Origin of the sequence: Stappia sp. BW2, assembly GCF_008107695.1 — a bacterium.
Classification (GTDB): Bacteria; Pseudomonadota; Alphaproteobacteria; order Rhizobiales; family Stappiaceae; genus Roseibium.
Genome location: NZ_VIRG01000066.1, coordinates 292,413 through 309,723, shown reverse-complemented (window position 1 = coordinate 309,723; position 17,311 = coordinate 292,413). Strand labels below are relative to the sequence as shown.

Sequence of the window (17,311 nt, the reverse complement as noted above, 5' to 3'; positions counted from 1 at the left end):
GCCAAGTGTAACGCGTCCATGTCCCTTTGTGCAGCAGGAAACGCCGCGCGGGCCACTCAGGCCAGGGCCACAGCCACGGCAGGGTCAGCGGTATTTTTCGATGAATTCGTCGATAGACAACTTGCGAAAGTCCGGAAGCCGTTGCTTCAGCTCGTCATGGCTCCAGTCCCACCAGGAAATATCGATCAGGGCCTGTTCCTGCTGTTCGGAGAAACGCCGTTTGATTTCCCTAGCGGCCACACCGCCGACAACGGTGTAGGGCGCGACATCCTTGGAAACGACGGCCCCGGCCGCGACAATTGCCCCCGTGCCGATGGAAACGCCTGCCAGAACCGTAGCGTTGTGGCCAATCCACACGTCATGGCCGATGGTCACCCAGTCGTCCTTGCGCCACTGGAAGAACTCAGCGTCGTCCTCGCCGAGGTCATAGGCTGCCGCGCGATAGGTGAAGTGGTGCTGGGAGGCCCGCCAGGTCGCGTGGTTTCCCGGGTTGATGCGCACACGCCGGGCGATGGAACAGAACTTGCCGATCGTCGACCAGACGACATCACCTTCCTGCACGATATAGGAATAGTCCCCCATGCTGCTTTCGCGCATTTCCGTGCGTGCACCCACCTCGGTCCAAATACCGAGATCACAGTTCAACACCCTGGCGTCCGGGTGAATGTTCGGGGCTTCGGTGAGGGCAGGCTTCTGGATCGGCGCGGACATGTGGGCTCCATCATCGGTGGCAGGGATATCTGAGCTGGCTTTTAGCCTTGCCTGTACCGACCGTCATGACGCTTTGATGACCGTGAGGTGACTTCCTTATCTTTTTTCACGCGCATCACCACAGGCGAAAGGGCCCCCGGCAAGTGAGGGCTGTCGTTTTGAACACGGATTTCTGAGCAGACTAAAGTCAGGCAGGTGGAATGCCGACAGGACTCGGAAAGCTCTGAGAGACTTGCGGAATCCCTGCATTGGACGGTTCTCCTGACCGCGCTCCAGGTCTGGATGTCATTGATTTGTCATAAAATTTTAGGCCTCCAGACAAAGGACTGTCATTTTTCTGTAATCGTCCGATGGCTCTTGTCGCGCAGCACAAAGAACACAACGGACAGGGCTGGCGCGTGATTCAATTTAAGGAAGTCACCAAGACCTTCGGGTCTCGGACCGCGGTCAACAAAGTAAGTTTTGATATCGACAAACCGCAAATGGTCGGGATCATTGGCCGGTCCGGCGCCGGCAAATCCACTTTGCTGCGCATGATCAACCGTCTGACGCCGGCAAGCTCCGGGCAGATCCTGTTCGAGGACCGGGACATTCTCGGTTTGAAGGGCGGCATGATGCGCCGTTGGCAGCGCGATTGCGCCATGGTTTTCCAGCAGTTCAACCTGGTTCCACGTCTGGATGTGGTCACCAACGTGATGCTTGGCCGTCTCAACGGTCACGGCACCTTGAAAAGTCTCTTCAACATCTTCAGCCAGGAAGACGTCAATTCCGCGCTCGCGGCGCTCGACAGGCTGGGTATTGCCCAGGAAGCCACCAAACGGGCCGAGGAGCTGTCCGGCGGCCAGCAGCAACGCGTCGCCATTGCCCGCGCCCTGATGCAGGACCCGCACATGATCCTGGCGGACGAGCCGATTGCCTCTCTCGATCCGATGAATGCCAAGATCGTCATGGATGCGCTGCGCGAAATCCATGAACGCGACAACAAGATCGTCATCTGCAACCTGCACACGCTCGACACAGCCCGGACCTATTGCGACCGGGTGATTGGCATGCGCGACGGTTTCCTCGTGTTCGACGGGCCTCCGGAAGCGCTGACCACGGCTGTCGCACGCGAAATCTACGGTGCCGATGAGAGCTTCAACGAGGCGGCGACGTCCACCGCTATCGATGCCGGCCAGGCCGGCTCCACAGAATCCGCCGGTGCGATGACCCCGGCGGTGGCAGCGGTCTGATCCGTCTGCGCACCCGCTTAACGTCATCACTATTGAGAACTCTGGGGGAGTGTCCCAAATGAAACTCGTTGCTAAAGTTGCTGCACTTGCTGCCGTCAGCATGATTGCCCTGAACGCTTCTGTTGCCGGTGCAGCGGAAATCACTGAATTCCGTATCGGCCTGCTCGGCGGCGAAAACGCTTCCGACCGTCTGCGTGCCAACGAATGCCTGCGCGAAAAGACCGAGGAACTGCTCGGCGTTCCCACAAAGCTGTTCGCTCCGGCTGACTACAACGGCGTCATCGAAGGCCTGCTTGGCGGCAACCTCGACATGGCCTGGCTCGGTGCTTCCGGCTACGCAAAAGTGTTCCTGACTGACCCGGAAGCTGTTGAGCCGGTTCTGGTCAAGGTCAACAACGACGGGAGCTACGGCTATTATTCCATCGGCTTTGCCCGCGTTGACAGTGAGATCAATTCCCTCGCGGACATGAAGGGCAAGACCTTCGGCTTCGGCGACCCGAACTCCACGTCCGGCTACCTGATCCCGTCCATCGAAATCCCGAAACTCGGCTACTCCATGGAGCCGGGCGACTATTTCTCCGACGTCGTCTTTACCGGTGGTCACGAGCAGACCATCGTTGCTGTGTTCAACGGCGACATCGCCGCCGGTGTGACCTGGGCTGACGGTCTTGGCGAATGGGAAGACGGCTACAACTCCGGTGCGCTGCGCAAGGCAACCGATGCCGGTCTGGTCGACATGACCGAGATCAAGGAAATCTGGCGTTCGCCAGTGATCCCGGAAGGCCCGGTCGTTCTGTCCAAGAAGCTTCCGGACGACGTCAAGGCGAAGATGACCGCACTGATGGCCAACCTCGTAAAGGACGACCAGGAATGTGCCTATGGTGTCATGGCCGGTGAAGCACGCGGCTTCGAACCGATCACCCATGAAGCTTACGAGTCGATCGTCGCAGCCCGCAAGGCAAAGAGCGAATAATCGCCAGCTTCGAACTTTGCGCGGGCCGGCTTCTGGCCCGCGTATTGCCCTTGGGGGTCGGCAACCGGCCTCAACGCCGCTCGAAGAGCCTGGCTTCGGAAGGATGAAGCCTGCAACGCCACTCCGCTCCGGATGAAGCGAGCATCAAGTAAAGGTTCCAAACAATGGCTGTTGCCGCACTCGAGCAGGAAATCCTGTCCATGCGCAAACGCCGCCAGCTCTATTCAATGATAGGGCTGCTGCTGGTCGTCGCGGTTCTGGTCTCCGGATATTCAAAATCCAATGCCATGAACTCCGGCGGGTTCATTCAGGGCCTGTCGAAGTTCTTCGACTATCCGGGCGAAATCGTCGTTGAAGCCTTTGATGCCGGACCGGCCTTTTTCTCGCTGGTGTTGCAGTTTGTGCCGGCCATGATGGAAACCTTGAACATTGCCGCGGTCGCGACCCTTCTGGGCGGTACAATGGCGGTGGTGCTGGCCATGGCCTCCACACGAAATGTCGATAGCTGGGGACCGTTGATCCCGGTGGTCCGCCGCATCATGGACATTACGCGCGCCTTTCCCGAACTGATCATCGCCCTGTTCCTGATCTTCGTGCTCGGGTCCAGTCCGGTGCCGGCCATGATTGCGGTTGCCTTTCACACGGCCGGGGCGCTCGGCAAACTTTTCTCCGAAGTGAACGAGAACATCGACCGCAAGCCCATCGAGGGCCTGTCGGCCTGCGGGGCCAGCTGGTTGCAGCGCATCCGGTTTGCCGTGCTGCCCCAGGTCGCGCCGAACTATCTGAGCTATTTTCTGCTGCGCCTGGAAATCAACGTGCGCGCTTCGGCCATCCTCGGCTTCGTCGGTGCCGGTGGTATCGGTCAGGAGCTGCGTCGCACCATCGGCTGGGGCAAGGGCGCGGGCGATGAAACCGCCGCGATCTTCGTCCTTCTGTTCATAACCATCATGGCCATCGACCAGCTTTCGTCCTACCTGCGCGGCAAGCTGGTCGGCTCCGGCCGGGCGCATTGAGGGAAAATCTCATGACCGTCGATACGCTCGAAACACCCGTCACCCAGGCATTGGTCTGGGGCCAGGTCCGCCGGCGGGCGCTGATTACAGTGGCTCTACCGCTCGCAGTCCTCACATATCTCGTCTACACGTGGTTTGCTTTCGGCGTGCCGGAACTGCTCTCCCGTGCCCAGCCGGAGCGGGCCTTGATTCTGGCAACCGATTCCGTTGCCTACAAGGTTCATGTCACAAAGGATTTTCGGCATAACGACTTTAAGGTCGCCATAGAAGGCGAGCGCACCGCGACATACGACAATGCGAAGTTGCCGAAGTGGGTGCAGATCGACGGCGAAAACGGCGTGGTCGATCTCGGGGACGGTTACCAGGTCGAGATTGACGGCAAGACGGCCCTGTTCACGATTCCCGGCTACGGCGTGGTCAAAGGCACCGCGACTGCCAAGGGTGTCGACACCGTTCTGCCGGACGGGCCGGTTCCGGACTGGATCAAGGACAATCCGCGCAAACTCGACGTTCGTCCGACGCTTGACCGGCGCCTGCAGATCACAAAGACGAAGATCGAGGTTCACAACTACTTCGGTGGCTGGGAGAATTTCTGGTTCCCGTTCCGCTCGCCGCTCTACGGCATGTCCTTCAGCCAGCTTTATGCGCTGGCGTTGAGCGCGGATCGCATGGACCCGGACACATCGAACCTCTGGTTCATCGTCAACGAGTTCCTGAAGAACCCCGATTGGCAGCACGGCAAGGTCTTCACCGCCTTGTTCGAGACCATCATGATGGCAGTGCTCGGCACGCTGACGGCCGCGTTCTTCGGTCTGCCGCTGGCATTTCTGGTCGCGCGCAATTTCACGCCGTCGAAACTGTTTCGGTTCGGAACCCGTCGTCTCTTCGACTTCCTGCGCGGCATCGACATGCTGATCTGGTCGCTGATCTTCATTCGCGCGTTCGGCCTCGGACCGCTGACCGGGGCGCTGGCAATTGCCTTCACCGACACCGGTTCGCTCGGCAAGCTGTTTTCCGAAGCACTGGAGAACATCGACAACAAGCAGGTCGAGGGCGTGAGGGCGACCGGCGCCAACCAGATCCAGCGGTATCGCTACGGGGTGATCCCGCAGATCCTGCCTGTTTTCGTGTCCCAGGTGCTTTATTACCTGGAATCCAACACCCGGTCGGCCACGGTCATTGGCGCACTCGGGGCAGGGGGCATCGGCCTCTTGCTGGTCGAAACCATGAAGACCTCGCGCGATTGGGAAAATACCAGCTACATCATCATCCTGACCATCGTCGTGGTGATAATGATGGACCAGGCGTCTGGCTGGTTGCGCCGGAAGCTGATTGAAGGAAAATAAGGCCTTCCGACCGGAAAAAGGGATGACTCGGCGCGGCAGTGGCGGCGGGTTTGTCTTGATAACTTCAGCTACCCTCTTTTTGCCGTATTTATGTCGCGCTAGCGTGTCAGCGTTCGGCAAATCGTTTCGAAGCTGCGGAGGGGCCTGTGCGTCAGGGCATGCGAAATCATCTGGTAAATGTTGCGTTCGGAACCGGTCTGTCGATGATGGCCATGACAGGATCGGCCTTTGCCATCGAAAGCTGTGTGGCTTCATTGAAGAAGCAGGCGGTTGCTGCCGGTGTCCGTCCGGAAATCGCCGAGCGCATGTTGTCGGGCGCAACCTTTGACGAGAAAGTCATTCGCTTCTCGACGTCCCAGCCCGAGCACAAGACCGAAATCTGGGACTACATGGCCTTTCTGGTCGACACACAGCGGATCCAGGACGGCAAGGCCAATCTGAAGAAGCACAGCCGAACGCTCTCTTCCATCGAAAAGCGATACGGGGTCGACCGGCATGTGGTGCTGGCGGTCTGGGGGATTGAGAGTGACTACGGTAATTTCCGGGGCGATTTCTATACCCCGCACGCGCTGGCCAATCTGGCGTGCGCCGGCAAGCGGCGCCAGAAGTATTTTCGGGGCGAGCTGATCAAGACCATGCAGATTGCCTCGCGTGGCGATGTTCCAGCCAAGGATTTTGTCGGCTCGTGGGCAGGGGCCTTCGGTCAAACCCAGTTCATGCCGAGTACCTACAACAGCCTTGCCGTCGATTTCGACGGCGATGGCCGCAAGGATCTGGTGAACTCCGTCCCCGACGCGTTGGCGTCAACGGCGAACTTCCTGAAGAACGCCGGATGGCGGAACAGCCGGCCCTGGGGGTATGAAGTCAAGGCTCCCAAGAGCTACAGCGGCCCGTCCGGCCGGAAGAACTATTCCTCCCTGTCGACCTGGGGCAAACGCGGCTTCACCAATATCGATGGCAGCGCCCTTTCCGGCAAACTGGACGCGGCCCTGATCCAGCCCGCGGGCGCGGGCGGTCCGTCTTTTCTGGTGACGCGCAACTTCCGGGCGCTGCGGTCCTACAACGCGTCGACCTCCTACGGTCTGGCGATTGCGCTGTTGTCGGAACTCGTTTCCGGAGGCGAGCCGTTCAAGACGCCGTGGCCAACGGATAACCCGGGCCTTTCCCGTGCGCAGCGTGTGGAACTGCAGAAGCTCCTCAATCGCAATGGCTTCAATGTCGGCGAGCCGGATGGCAAGGTCGGCCCGGCCACGCGTGAAGGCATCCGCAAGGCGGAGGCGCGCCACGGCCTGCCGGTGACGGGCCGCCCGTCCTGGAATGTCTATTCGGTGCTTGGGGGCAAATAGCGGAGAGCGAATTTTGCGCGCTCTTGCCGGAACCGGGTTTCAAGTATGAGTTCACACCCTGGCTTCAGCGCCCTGAGGCAGGGAAACAGTCAGGCTGGAATGGAGGCAGCTTCTGTTCCGGCCTGTTTTCTTTGCCTGATACATGGCTTCATCCGCGCTTCTCAGGAGCTCGTATTCCAGATCAGGTCCATTGGGCAGAACCGCGATACCAACGCTCGCACCGACTGTCCTGTCCTCGGCGCCGTCGATCGGAATCGGCAGGTTGATCTTGTGGACGATTCTTTCGGCGAGGACCGATAGACTGTCGGCTTCTGTGCGTCGCGTCGACAGGACAAGAAACTCGTCGCCGCCCATCCGGACAAGCGTTTCGTCCTTGTGCAGCAGAGCCGACAACCGACTGGCGATCGTCTGGATGACCTGATCTCCGACCGAGTGTCCGTAATGATCGTTGACGCTTTTGAACCGGTCGAGATCGATCAGAACGGCGGCGACCCTGACGCCCGGCGCTAGGCCGGTTCGAAGAACTTCGACATAATCCGGCGGTTGCCGACACCTGTCAGCGCATCGTGCAGGGCATTGAACTCGATCCGGGCGTTAAGGTCCCGCAAGCTGGCGTTGGCATCCCGCAATTCCGCGTTCAGTGTTTCGGTTCTGGTGCGCAGTTCCCGTTCATAATCGGCCTTGCTGTGCGCCAGCCGGAATTCCAACCGGTTCCGGAAGTCGTTGCTTTGGCGTTCCGTTTCCTCGGTGAACATCTTCTGCTGAAGTGTCACATAGGCTTTCAGGTACCCGAGTGCGTTGCGGTGATCTTCCAGAGCTTCATGAGTATGTGATAGCTTCAGGTAGAAATTGCGCGTCCAGTGGTGATAGTTGGCTTCGGCGGCAATCAGAAGGCCGCTTTCCAGTTCGGCTTGCGCCTCATGAAAACGCTGCTCCTCGAAAAGGCTCAATCCCAGCACGTAATGCAGGTGACAGGCGACCCGACGGTCCTGGCTGAACTGAGCAGCGACCAGCCCCTTGGCGGCGAGCGTGCGGGCCTCTTCCAGCTCACCGGCTTTCACCAGTGCGGCCCCCAGAACCTCGTAAGCGTAAGGCAGATTGACAGCGTTGCGATGCTTGAGCGCAACTGCCAGGCAGGCCTTTGCCGCGTCGATGGCAGCTTCAACAGTGCCGCAGCGCAATTCGATACGCGACAAGGTTTGCAGAATATGCGAGCGCTCATAAACAAGGTTCAGCCGGTCGGCGATGGCCATGGCTTCCTGTAGCTTGGAGAGTGCCTTCTCGTAGTCATGATGGTAGGCGCACATGTTCGCGAGCACGGTGAGCGCTTCGATGCCGGCACGGCCATGGGCTTCGGCGCCCAGGATCTCCAGACTTTCACCCAGGATGGCATCGGCCTTGCTGAGTTCACCAAGGCTGTAGACGCAGACGGACTTGATCACCAGAAGCTTGGACCAGCCTTGCGGATCCTGCTTTTGATCCATCATGGAAAAGGCCTTGTCGGCCAGCCTTGTCGCCGCATGAAAATGGCCGGACCAGCGTTCCAGCCAGGAAAGATTGAACTGAAGCGGACGGTTGCCGGGATCTGGCGTCGGGTCCCGCTGCAGCGCGTTGTACAAAAGGCGTTTGCAAAACGCCGGATTACGCCATCGCAGGGCCCAGCTTCGCTCTTGCAAATCCTTCAGATGCGCCTCCTACAACGGTAGGTTCTAAAAATTATCACGGGGTATCATAGGTATATTTTTTTAACGTAGCGGAAATTCATTGGGATAAGCCATAGATTTGTTGCGTTGCGAAAATCAACGGCGCTATATATTGGCGAAATTCTGGAGGGTTACGCATGTCCGGGCGGATATTGACTGTTGCACAGCAAAAAGGCGGGTCAGGGAAAACAACCCTTGCAGCCCACCTTGCCGTCGCACTTGCCAAACAGTCTGGAGAACCGGTGGCGATCCTCGACGTGGATCCGCAGGGCTCACTGGGAACCTGGTTCGAGGCGCGGGAAGAAAACCTGGGCGAAGACAATACCGGTCTTGAATTCCGAACCGCCTCCGGGTGGGGAGCAAGGCGCGAGGCCCGTTCGCTCGCCAAGTCGCATGGCTACGTGGTTATCGATACACCTCCCAAGATTGACAGCGATGCCAAGCCGGCGATCGACGCTGCGGACTTCGTGATTGTGCCGATCCAGCCGACGCCGGTCGACCTGTGGGCGACGGCGCAGACCGTCGAGATGGCGACGCGTGAAGATACGCCGGCACTGCTGGTGCTGAATCGCGTGCCGCCTCGTGCATCCCTGACCGGCGAAATGGCCGATGCCATTGCAGCCTCCGGCTATGACGCGCTCAATGCACGCTTGGGCAACCGCACCGTTTTTGCCGCAGCAATGGGCAGAGGGTACGCCGTGACCGAGGACGCGCCGTCCAGCAAGGCAGCCCAGGAAGTTGCATTGCTGATCGAGGAACTGGTCGGCAGGATCGGTTAAGCTCTCGGGGCTACCCAAGTCTCCTAGCGTAAGCAGAGTTCACTCTAAAATCTTTTTTGCCTTGTCCTTGTCACGTTCCAGTGCCTTGATAGGGCAAACTATGGGCCCCGGAGGATTGGCCATGTTCGTTTTTTCGTTTTTTTCCCAAAGGCTTTCCATGAATTTCAAACATCGCTTCAAAACAGTTGCGAAGACGGCACTGCTGGCCGTCGCAGCCACAGGCCTGGCCGGTATGGTGGCCACATCCGCTGGTGCGCAGGACCGCCGGGTCGTCACCATCGATGACGCCGATTTCTTCGGTGGTGACTATCGCACTGTGAAGGATGTCGATCTGGACGGGTGCAAGTCCGTCTGCCTTGGCGACAAGCAATGCCGCGCCTTTACTTTCAACACCTCTGCGGGATGGTGTTTCCTGAAAACAGACTACGGCGAACTGCAGAGCTTCGCGGGCGCGATCGCCGGCCGTGTCGTTGAAGTCAAGGCGCCGCGCGCCGACCAGAGCGCGGATCGCAAGGCCGAGCTCGTTTTTGTTCCCAAGTCCCAGTTGGAAAGTGCGCAGACCTATTCCCTCAGTATTGCAAATTCGGTGCGCCCCAACGGTCAGACGACGGATCAGTTGCGCCGAAGCGGGCAGGCTGCCCTCAGCGCGCGCAACGGTGCACTCGCCGAAGCCGATTTCCTCCAGCTGATCAAGCTGGAACCAGGCGAGTTTGACGCCTGGACCCAGCTCACCACTGCCTTGCTGCTGCAGAATCCGGAGAGCTGGCGTGATAGGGAAACCAAGCGCAAGAACGCGATATATGCCTCGATCAATGCCTATCTGCGCTCGGTAAGTGCACAGGAACGTGCTTTGTCGCTGGAACTGCTGGGCCGCTCGCTGGTCCAGAGCAGCGAATACAAGACCGCAATCAAGGCCCTGCGGGCGTCACTGGCGGCAGAGGAAAACCCCAGTATTCGCCGTCAGTATGCGGATCTGGTGGCGGAACATGGCTTCCGGATCGTCGATCACGAGGTTGATTCCGACAGCGCGGCGCCGCGTATCTGCCTGGTCTTCTCGCAAAAGCTGCCGCTCGGCCAGGACATGAGCCCATATGTCAGCGTTAGCGGTGAGGGATCGTTCGCCATCGAATCGGAAGGCAACCAGATCTGTGCCGATGGGCTCAAGCATGGTGGCCGCTACCAGATCACAGCACGCAGCGGCTTGCCGGCCGCCGACGGCGAGAAACTGGAAAAGACCGCCGACCTTACTGTCTACGTCAAGGACCGCTCGCCGTCCGTGAGCTTTCTGAGCCGCTCCTATGTTCTTCCCGCTGGCGGTGATCCCACGATTCCCATCGTCTCCGTGAACACTTCGCAAGTCGAGACCTCTATCTACCGCATCGGCAACCGCTCCATCGCCGATATTCTGCGTGACAATCGCTTCCTGCGACAGCTCGACAATTGGCGGGCGGATCAGATCGAGGACGAATTGGGCGAGAAGGTCTGGACCGGGATCGTCGAGACCGGCAACGACCTCAATCAGGACATCACCACGGCCATACCGATTTCCGAAACCGGCATTGAGCTGGAACCGGGTGTCTACGCCATGACGGCGCGCTCCAAGCTGGATCAGAAGAACCGCTGGGGCACATTGGCAACCCAGTGGTTCCTGGTGTCGGATCTTGGTTTGACGGCCCTGTCGGGCGACAACGGAATTGCGGCCAATATCCGTTCTCTGACGAGTGCCAAGGCACTGGAAGGCGTGAACGTTCGCCTTCTGGCCGTCAACAACGATATCCTGGGTGAAGCCGTCAGCAACGCCGAAGGTTTTGCCGAATTTCCAGTCGGTCTCACCCGAGGCCGCGGCGGCCAGGCACCCGGCATTCTGGTGGCGGAAACATCAGAGGGGGACTATTCCTTCCTGGACCTGCGCAAGCCTGCGTTCGATCTTTCCGACCGCGGTGTCGAAGGCAGAGCGGCTCCAGGTCCGCTCGATGTTTTTGCCTGGACGGATCGCGGCATCTACAAGGCTGGCGAGACCGTGCACGCCCAGGCTCTGCTGCGCAACGCAAGCGCAACGGCGCAGGAAGACTTTCCGCTCACCTTCATCTTCAACCGGCCCGACGGGGTTGAGCACGCCCGCTTTACCGTGAACGATGGCGGGCTCGGCGGCCACCTTCAGGACGTGACACTGACAGCGTCTGCACAACAGGGCATCTGGTCCTGGCAGGTCTTTGCCGACCCGAAAGGCCGGGCCCTGATCGAGCAGACCTTCCTTGTGGAAGACTATCAGCCCGAGCGGGTCGATTTTGACCTCAAGACCGACGCCAAGGCCTTCAACCGGACCGGACCGACATCGGTTTCCCTGGATGCCAAGTATCTCTACGGGTCGCCGGCCAGTGGCCAGACGCTGGAGGGTGATGTCATCGTACGTCCCATCCGGACGCTTGAAGCTCATCCCGGGTATCAGTTCGGCATTGCCGATGCAGATGCCTATTCACAGCGCGGCTCTCTTTCGTCTGGCCTGAAGACCGACGACGACGGCAAACTTACCTTTGACGTCTTCATGCCCGACCTTCCAGAGACCACCATGCTTTATACCGGCGAGCTGATTGCGCGCCTCGTGGAAGCCGGCGGCCGCTACGTGGAGCGGGATCTGGATCTGCCCGTGGCCATCGACGGTCCGCGCATTGGCGTGAAGCCGGCTTTCGACGGTGATGTCGATGAAGGCGGCCCTGCAGATTTCTCCGTGATCGTCATCGATGAGGACGGCAAGGAAATGGATGCGGCTGATATTGGCTGGACTCTTTCCAAGGTCGACCGGCGATACCAGTGGTACCGATATGACGGGAACTGGTCCTATGAGCCGATCACCACAACCCGCCGTGTTGCCACGGGTAAACTGCAGGTGACGGCCGGCCAGCCGGCACAGCTTTCCCTTCCGGTGGAATGGGGCGAGTACCGGCTTGATGTCGAAGGCAGCGGACCGCTGCAGACATCCACCCGTGTCACCTTCGATGCCGGCTGGTATTCCGCCGATGCCTCTTCCGATACGCCTGATTATCTGGACGTTGGTCTCGACAAGACCAGCTATCGGCCCGGTGACACGGCCAAACTGCGCCTGAAACCACAGATGGCCGGGATTGCCGTGATCAATGTTGTTTCCGGTGGCTTGCTGGCCAGCAAGACCGTTGAAGTGGCGGCCGAGGAAACCGAGGTCGACATACCGGTCAGTGACGACTGGGGGGCAGGGGCCTACATAACAGCCAGCCTCTACCGGCCAATGGACCTGGAGCAGAAGCGAATGCCGTCGCGTGCGGTGGGCTTGTCCTGGCTGCAGGTCGATCCTGGTGACCGGGTGCTTGACGTGGAATTGTCGGCACCGAACCGGATACTGCCCGAAACGACGCTGGACGTGCCGGTGAAACTGGCGAACCTGAAAGGGGGCGAGCAGGCGTATCTGACGGTTGCCGCCGTTGATGTCGGCATCCTCAACCTGACCGGTTTCAAGACGCCCGATCCGGAGAAATGGTATTTCGGCCAGCGGCGCCTTGGCACAGATTTCCGTGATCTGTATGGCCAGTTGATCGACCGGATGGCAGGAACCCGCGGGCGGGTCCGATCCGGAGGAGATGCCGCAGGCATGCGGCTCGATGCACCCCCGCCGGATGAAGAACCGCTTGCCCTGTTCTCCGGGCTGGTGACCGTGGGCGACAACGGCGAAGCGACGGTCTCCTTCGATATCCCGGCCTTCAATGGCGCGGTCAAACTGATGGCGGTTGCCTGGACAAAGGATGGTGTCGGGTCTGCGGATCAGGAAGTGGAAGTACGTTCGCCGGTGGTGATGACGGCCAGTGCCCCCGCCTTCCTGGCACCGGGCGACCAGTCGCGCATCGCGCTGGAGATCGACAATGTCGATGGTCCGTCTGGCGCTTATGCACTCGATGTGTCCGTGGCGGACGGCCTGCGGCTGGAAGGCGGTAGCACGGATCAGTCGCGCACGCTTGATCTTGAAAACGGCAAGAAAGCGCTGGTTCTCCTGGCTGTGTCAGCGGAAGACAAGCTGACCAAGTCTGAAATCGTGGCGTCTCTCACCGGGCCCCAGGGCGAAGTCTTCGTCAAGCGTTTCAGCCTCGAGGTTGAAGATAACCAGCCCGAGATCGTTCGTCAGAGCGCCTTCTCGCTGGCTTCCGGAGACAGCCTGTCGCTGGATGCGGATACGTTTGACGGCCTGCGGGCGGACACGGTTGACATCACCCTGTCTGCGGGCGGGGCGGCAAGCATTGATGTGGCAGGCCTCCTGGCTGCACTCGACCGCTATCCCTATGGCTGCACCGAGCAGACCACCAGCCGGGCCCTGCCGTTGCTTTATCTGAGCGAAGTTGCCGAGGCTGCCGGTCTCGGCGGCGACAGCGCCATTCGTGAACGGGTCGTCAAGGCGATTGCACGGATCCTGTCGAACCAGTCGTCGTCCGGTGATTTCGGTCTCTGGAACAGCTATGGCGGCGGTGACACCTGGCTGGACGCCTATGTTACCGACTTCCTGACGCGTGCTCGCGAAAAGGGCTATCTGGTTCCCGATCTCGCGTTCACTTCAGCGCTGGACAATCTGGAAAACAGATTGGCCTATTCGTCCGACTTCCAGGATGGCGGCGAGGGCGTTGCCTATGCGCTTTATGTGTTGGCCCGCAACGGCCGCGCTTCGATGGGGGATCTTCGCTACTACCTGGATGCCAAGCTGCAGAACTTTGCGACTCCGCTCGCCAAGGCGCAGGTTGCCGCCGGGCTTGCCCTCTATGGAGAGCGTGAGCGGGCTACCACCGGATTCCGGGCGGCGCTTGCCGCCTTGCCGAAGGAAGCTCCTCAGTATTATCGCGACGACTATGGCTCGATCCTGCGCGACAGCGCCGGGGTGACGGACTATGTCGTTTCAGCATCCATGGACGACAATCTGAAATCCGAAGCCATCGATTTCCTGAAAACCGCTCAGGCCAACAAGCCATACCGGTCGACCCAGGACATGGCCTGGCTGCTGCTGGCTGCCAATGCGCTCAACGAATCCGCGCAGGACGCCCGGATCTCCGTTCGTGGTGAAGTGACACCCGGGCGCCTGGCCTGGTCGCTGGCGGGAAGCGAAGTCGCAGACTTCCCGGCAGAAGTGAAGAACAACGGTGACGCGGCAACGGAGCTTCTCGTTTCCGTGGCCGGTCAGCCGCTGGTTCCCGAACCGGCCGGTGGCAAGGACTATGCGATTGAACGCACGGTCTACGACCTGGACGGCAACCCGATCGATCCAACCGCAGTTCCGGTCAACACCCGGCTGGCTGTGGTCGTGACCGTGCGGGCCCTGACGGATCATCCGGGCCGGCTGATGGTGGTCGATCGCTTGCCTGCCGGTCTGGTGATTGACAATCCGCGGCTGGTACGGTCCGGCGATCTCGGCGGCCTTTCGTTCCTTGATACGGTTGATCAGCCAGAGCATACGGCCTTCTACAAGGACCGTTTCGAAGTGGCTGTCGACCAGACCCGTTCGAGCGGCAAGGAGCTGACTTTGGCCTATCTTGCAAGGGCGGCGACCCCGGGGGACTACTCGCACCCACCGGCGTCGGTTGAGGACATGTATCGTCCCGATCGGCGTGCCATCACGTCGACCGGCCGGCTGGTTGTTCTCGGGCCGACTCGGTAAGGCCCGAAGATGAAGACATTGGCGCGGCGGGACTGGCACATGATCCGGCGGTGGCTGGCCGCCACCGGTCTTGGTGCCGCCGCGCTGTCGCTCTGTCTCTTTGCAAAGGTTGAGCACGACTATGCGTCGCTGCCGGCGCCGCCTAGCGTCGCGGATCTGCCTTTGTCTGTCGTTGTTCTGGACAGGAACGACCGGCTGCTGCGCGCCTTCACCAGTCAGGATGACAAGTGGCGTTTGCCGGTTGAGTTGGCCGAAGTCGATCCGCTGTATTTCAAAATGCTGCTGGCCTTTGAGGACAAGCGGTTTTTCGAACATGGCGGGTTCGATCCTCGGGCTCTGATTCGCTCCGCCCTGCAAAGCCTCCGGAACGGCCGTATTGTTTCCGGCGGTTCGACGCTCACCATGCAGGTTGCGCGTTTGCTGGAAGAGCAGTCGACGAAGTCGCTCGAGCGCAAGTATGAGCAATTGCTTCGAGCCGTTCAGCTTGAAGCGGTGTTCTCAAAAGAAGACATCCTGCACCTTTACGCACTGCGGGCCCCCTTTGGTGGCAACCTGGAAGGTGTCCGGGCGGCAAGCCTGACCTGGTTCGGCAAGGAGCCGGGACGTCTCACGCCCGCGGAAGCCGCGTTGCTCGTGGCGTTGCCGCAAAGCCCGGAGGCACGGCGGCCCGATCGTTTTCCCGAACGCGCGAAAAAGGCCCGAAACCGGGTGCTGCGGCGGGCGGCGGCCGCCGGTGTTCTCAGTTTGGAAGAGGCAGCTTCCGCTGCGAACGAACCGGTAAGAACCGTTCGTTACGCAATGCCGTTCCTGGCACCGCACGAAAGCCGGCAAGCCCGGGCCGACACGCCACAATCGCCCGTTCACCGGTTGACCATAGACCTTGACCTTCAGCGCGCGCTCGAATCCCTTGCAAGGCGCAAGAGCGAGACAATGCCGTCGCCTGTCTCACTGGCAATTCTGGTGGCGGATCACCAGAGCGGAGAGATTCTGGCAAGCGTCGGCGCGCCAGACCTGCTCGACACGCGCCGTCAGGGACATGTCGACATGACGCGTGCGACCCGTTCACCGGGCTCGACGTTGAAACCGTTCATCTACGGCCTCGCCTTTGAGGAAGGTGTCGGTCTGCCGGAAAGTTTCATTGTAGACCGGGCAACCAACATCGGCGGGTATCAGCCGACCAATTTCGACCAGTCCTACCAGGGAACGGTCACCTTGCGCGAAGCGCTGCAGCTGTCGCTGAACACACCAGCCGTGAAACTGCTGGAAGCCGTGGGGCCTGCTCGGCTGATTGCGCGGCTGAAACGGGCGGGCGCCAATCCCGTGATGGAAAAAGGCATTGCCCCTGGCCTTGCCATCAGTCTTGGGGGGCTCGGCATGTCGCTCAGGGACCTGACCCAGGCCTACGCGGCCATGGCGCGCGGAGGCGCGCCTGTCGCTCTGTCAGTCTGCCGTGCGGATTGCGGGAAGATCAGGCAGAGGGTGTCTTCTGCCCATGTCCTGTCTGAAAAGGCCTCCTGGCTGGTCGGCGACATTCTGTCTGGATTGCCGCAGCCCCAAAGCGCGGAAACGCACCATGTCGCTTACAAGACCGGCACGGCATACGGCTACCGGGATGCCTGGGCTGTCGGCTATGACGGGCGTTATGTGGTGGCGATCTGGTCGGGGCGTCCGGATGGCACGCCCGTGCCCGGGGCGACGGGAGCCTCTGTCGCGGTGCCGATTCTCTTCGAGACATTTCAGACACTGGGGCCGGACCGGGTTCCGCTCCCCGATGGTCCGGCGGAAGCCATGGGTGTTGCCGGGCGACAGATTCCCGAACCGCTCCGCTTCGCGCGGTTGCCGCAAAACCGCGGCACGCTGCGCACAGGCGACAGCTTGCAGATCTCCTATCCACCGGACGGCGCCGAACTGGATCTGGGATTCGCAGAGGACAGCACAACGAACCGAGCCGCGCAGCCCCTTGTCGTCAAGTTCAAGGGCGGTGCCGGGCCGTTTTCCTTCCTGGTCAACGGACAGCCTCTCCGCACCGGTCAGCGGGAGCGGCAACTGGTCTGGCAGCCGGACACGCCCGGTTTTGCGGATGTGACCGTACTCGATGCCAACGGCAACAGTGCCGGGATAACAGTTCTTCTTCACTAGACGGGGGTATGGGGCCTCAGCCTAGAGACGTTGTTCGTGGACTGAAGTCACCAAGCGAATTGCAGCTGTGAAATGACTTCCCACAAGGCGGGAGTGGGGAGAGGCTGCCTGACCGTTTCAGCCAGTCATTGGTCTGTTCAACGATGCTTTGGCTTGGCGCGGCAGAATCTCTCGCAAATGCCCTGTTTCACCCGATCGCGGCGATTCTTCCTGATTCCAAATGTTCGGCAAAGTATGCGGAAGACGAGATTCGCATTGCGTTTTCTGGTTTCAGACGAATTTCTCCACTCGTCTGGGAGGTGTTTCCCTTACTCCAACGGAAGGTGCTCAATTTCTTATCTGTTTCTGGTTTATTTTATTAAAAAAGAATAAATAAAGAAAATTAGATAGAATAAGTAGAAATA

Annotated in this window: 10 protein-coding genes and 1 pseudogene; 8 read left to right on the top strand and 3 right to left on the bottom strand. The window is 60.1% G+C overall.

What is annotated here, in order from left to right; translation table 11 throughout:
• Positions 1-84: 84 nt before the first annotated feature.
• Entirely contained in the window at positions 85-711 is a 627-nt protein-coding gene (locus FMN63_RS12920; RefSeq protein ID WP_148584378.1) for a DapH/DapD/GlmU-related protein, read from the bottom strand.
• A 398-nt stretch (positions 712-1,109) separates the two neighbouring features.
• On the opposite strand from FMN63_RS12920, the gene phnC reads away from it, so the two are divergent.
• The 5 genes from phnC (at position 1,110) to FMN63_RS12895 (ending at position 6,621) form a co-directional block, all read left to right on the top strand.
• A complete protein-coding gene (phnC, locus tag FMN63_RS12915; protein ID WP_148584377.1) occupies positions 1,110-1,943 on the top strand; it encodes a phosphonate ABC transporter ATP-binding protein in 834 nt (277 codons plus the stop codon).
• A 58-nt stretch (positions 1,944-2,001) separates the two neighbouring features.
• The gene (gene phnD / locus FMN63_RS12910; RefSeq protein ID WP_148584376.1) at positions 2,002-2,916 is read left to right on the top strand and encodes a phosphonate ABC transporter substrate-binding protein; all 915 of its coding nucleotides are present in this window, start codon (positions 2,002-2,004) and stop codon (positions 2,914-2,916) included.
• Positions 2,917-3,080: 164 nt separating this feature from the next.
• Entirely contained in the window at positions 3,081-3,929 is an 849-nt protein-coding gene (gene phnE, locus FMN63_RS12905; RefSeq protein WP_148584375.1) for a phosphonate ABC transporter, permease protein PhnE, read from the top strand.
• A gap of 11 nt (positions 3,930-3,940) precedes the next feature.
• The gene (gene phnE, locus FMN63_RS12900; protein WP_148584374.1) at positions 3,941-5,275 is read left to right on the top strand and encodes a phosphonate ABC transporter, permease protein PhnE; all 1,335 of its coding nucleotides are present in this window, start codon (positions 3,941-3,943) and stop codon (positions 5,273-5,275) included.
• 158 nt (positions 5,276-5,433) lie between these two features.
• Complete coding sequence (locus FMN63_RS12895; protein ID WP_148585560.1) at positions 5,434-6,621, top strand: lytic murein transglycosylase; 1,188 nt, start codon at positions 5,434-5,436, stop codon at positions 6,619-6,621.
• A gap of 51 nt (positions 6,622-6,672) precedes the next feature.
• Here the strand turns inward: FMN63_RS12895 and FMN63_RS12890 are convergent.
• Together FMN63_RS12890 and FMN63_RS12885 are read right to left on the bottom strand one after the other, a co-directional pair.
• Positions 6,673-7,107 (bottom strand): annotated as a pseudogene (locus FMN63_RS12890) (GGDEF domain-containing protein); the annotation flags it as partial.
• Positions 7,108-7,127: 20 nt separating this feature from the next.
• A complete protein-coding gene (locus FMN63_RS12885) occupies positions 7,128-8,240 on the bottom strand; it encodes an ATP-binding protein (protein WP_148584372.1) in 1,113 nt (370 codons plus the stop codon).
• 221 nt (positions 8,241-8,461) lie between these two features.
• Here FMN63_RS12885 and parA point away from each other — a divergent pair, with 221 nt between their 5' ends.
• The 3 genes from parA (at position 8,462) to pbpC (ending at position 16,907) form a co-directional block, all read left to right on the top strand.
• Positions 8,462-9,103, top strand: coding sequence for a ParA family partition ATPase (gene parA, locus FMN63_RS12880; RefSeq protein ID WP_148584371.1), 642 nt, complete (start codon positions 8,462-8,464; stop codon positions 9,101-9,103).
• Positions 9,104-9,224: 121 nt separating this feature from the next.
• Positions 9,225-14,768, top strand: a complete 5,544-nt coding sequence (locus FMN63_RS12875) for an alpha-2-macroglobulin family protein (protein ID WP_148584370.1) — start codon at positions 9,225-9,227, stop codon at positions 14,766-14,768.
• 39 nt (positions 14,769-14,807) lie between these two features.
• A complete protein-coding gene (pbpC, locus tag FMN63_RS12870; RefSeq protein WP_286192627.1) occupies positions 14,808-16,907 on the top strand; it encodes a penicillin-binding protein 1C in 2,100 nt (699 codons plus the stop codon).
• Positions 16,908-17,311: the final 404 nt, after the last annotated feature.

Excerpts from the sequence above, each read along its gene's own strand:
- FMN63_RS12895 (WP_148585560.1), top strand. The coding sequence starts at position 5,434 with ATGCGAAATCATCTGGTAAATGTTGCGTTCGGAACCGGTCTGTCGATG.
- phnE (WP_148584375.1), top strand. The coding sequence starts at position 3,081 with ATGGCTGTTGCCGCACTCGAGCAGGAAATCCTGTCCATGCGCAAACGC.
- FMN63_RS12875 (WP_148584370.1), top strand. The coding sequence starts at position 9,225 with ATGTTCGTTTTTTCGTTTTTTTCCCAAAGGCTTTCCATGAATTTCAAA.
- phnD (WP_148584376.1), top strand. The coding sequence starts at position 2,002 with ATGAAACTCGTTGCTAAAGTTGCTGCACTTGCTGCCGTCAGCATGATT.
- pbpC (WP_286192627.1), top strand. The coding sequence starts at position 14,808 with ATGATCCGGCGGTGGCTGGCCGCCACCGGTCTTGGTGCCGCCGCGCTG.
- phnE (WP_148584374.1), top strand. The coding sequence starts at position 3,941 with ATGACCGTCGATACGCTCGAAACACCCGTCACCCAGGCATTGGTCTGG.
- FMN63_RS12920 (WP_148584378.1), bottom strand. The coding sequence starts at position 711 with ATGTCCGCGCCGATCCAGAAGCCTGCCCTCACCGAAGCCCCGAACATT.
- parA (WP_148584371.1), top strand. The coding sequence starts at position 8,462 with ATGTCCGGGCGGATATTGACTGTTGCACAGCAAAAAGGCGGGTCAGGG.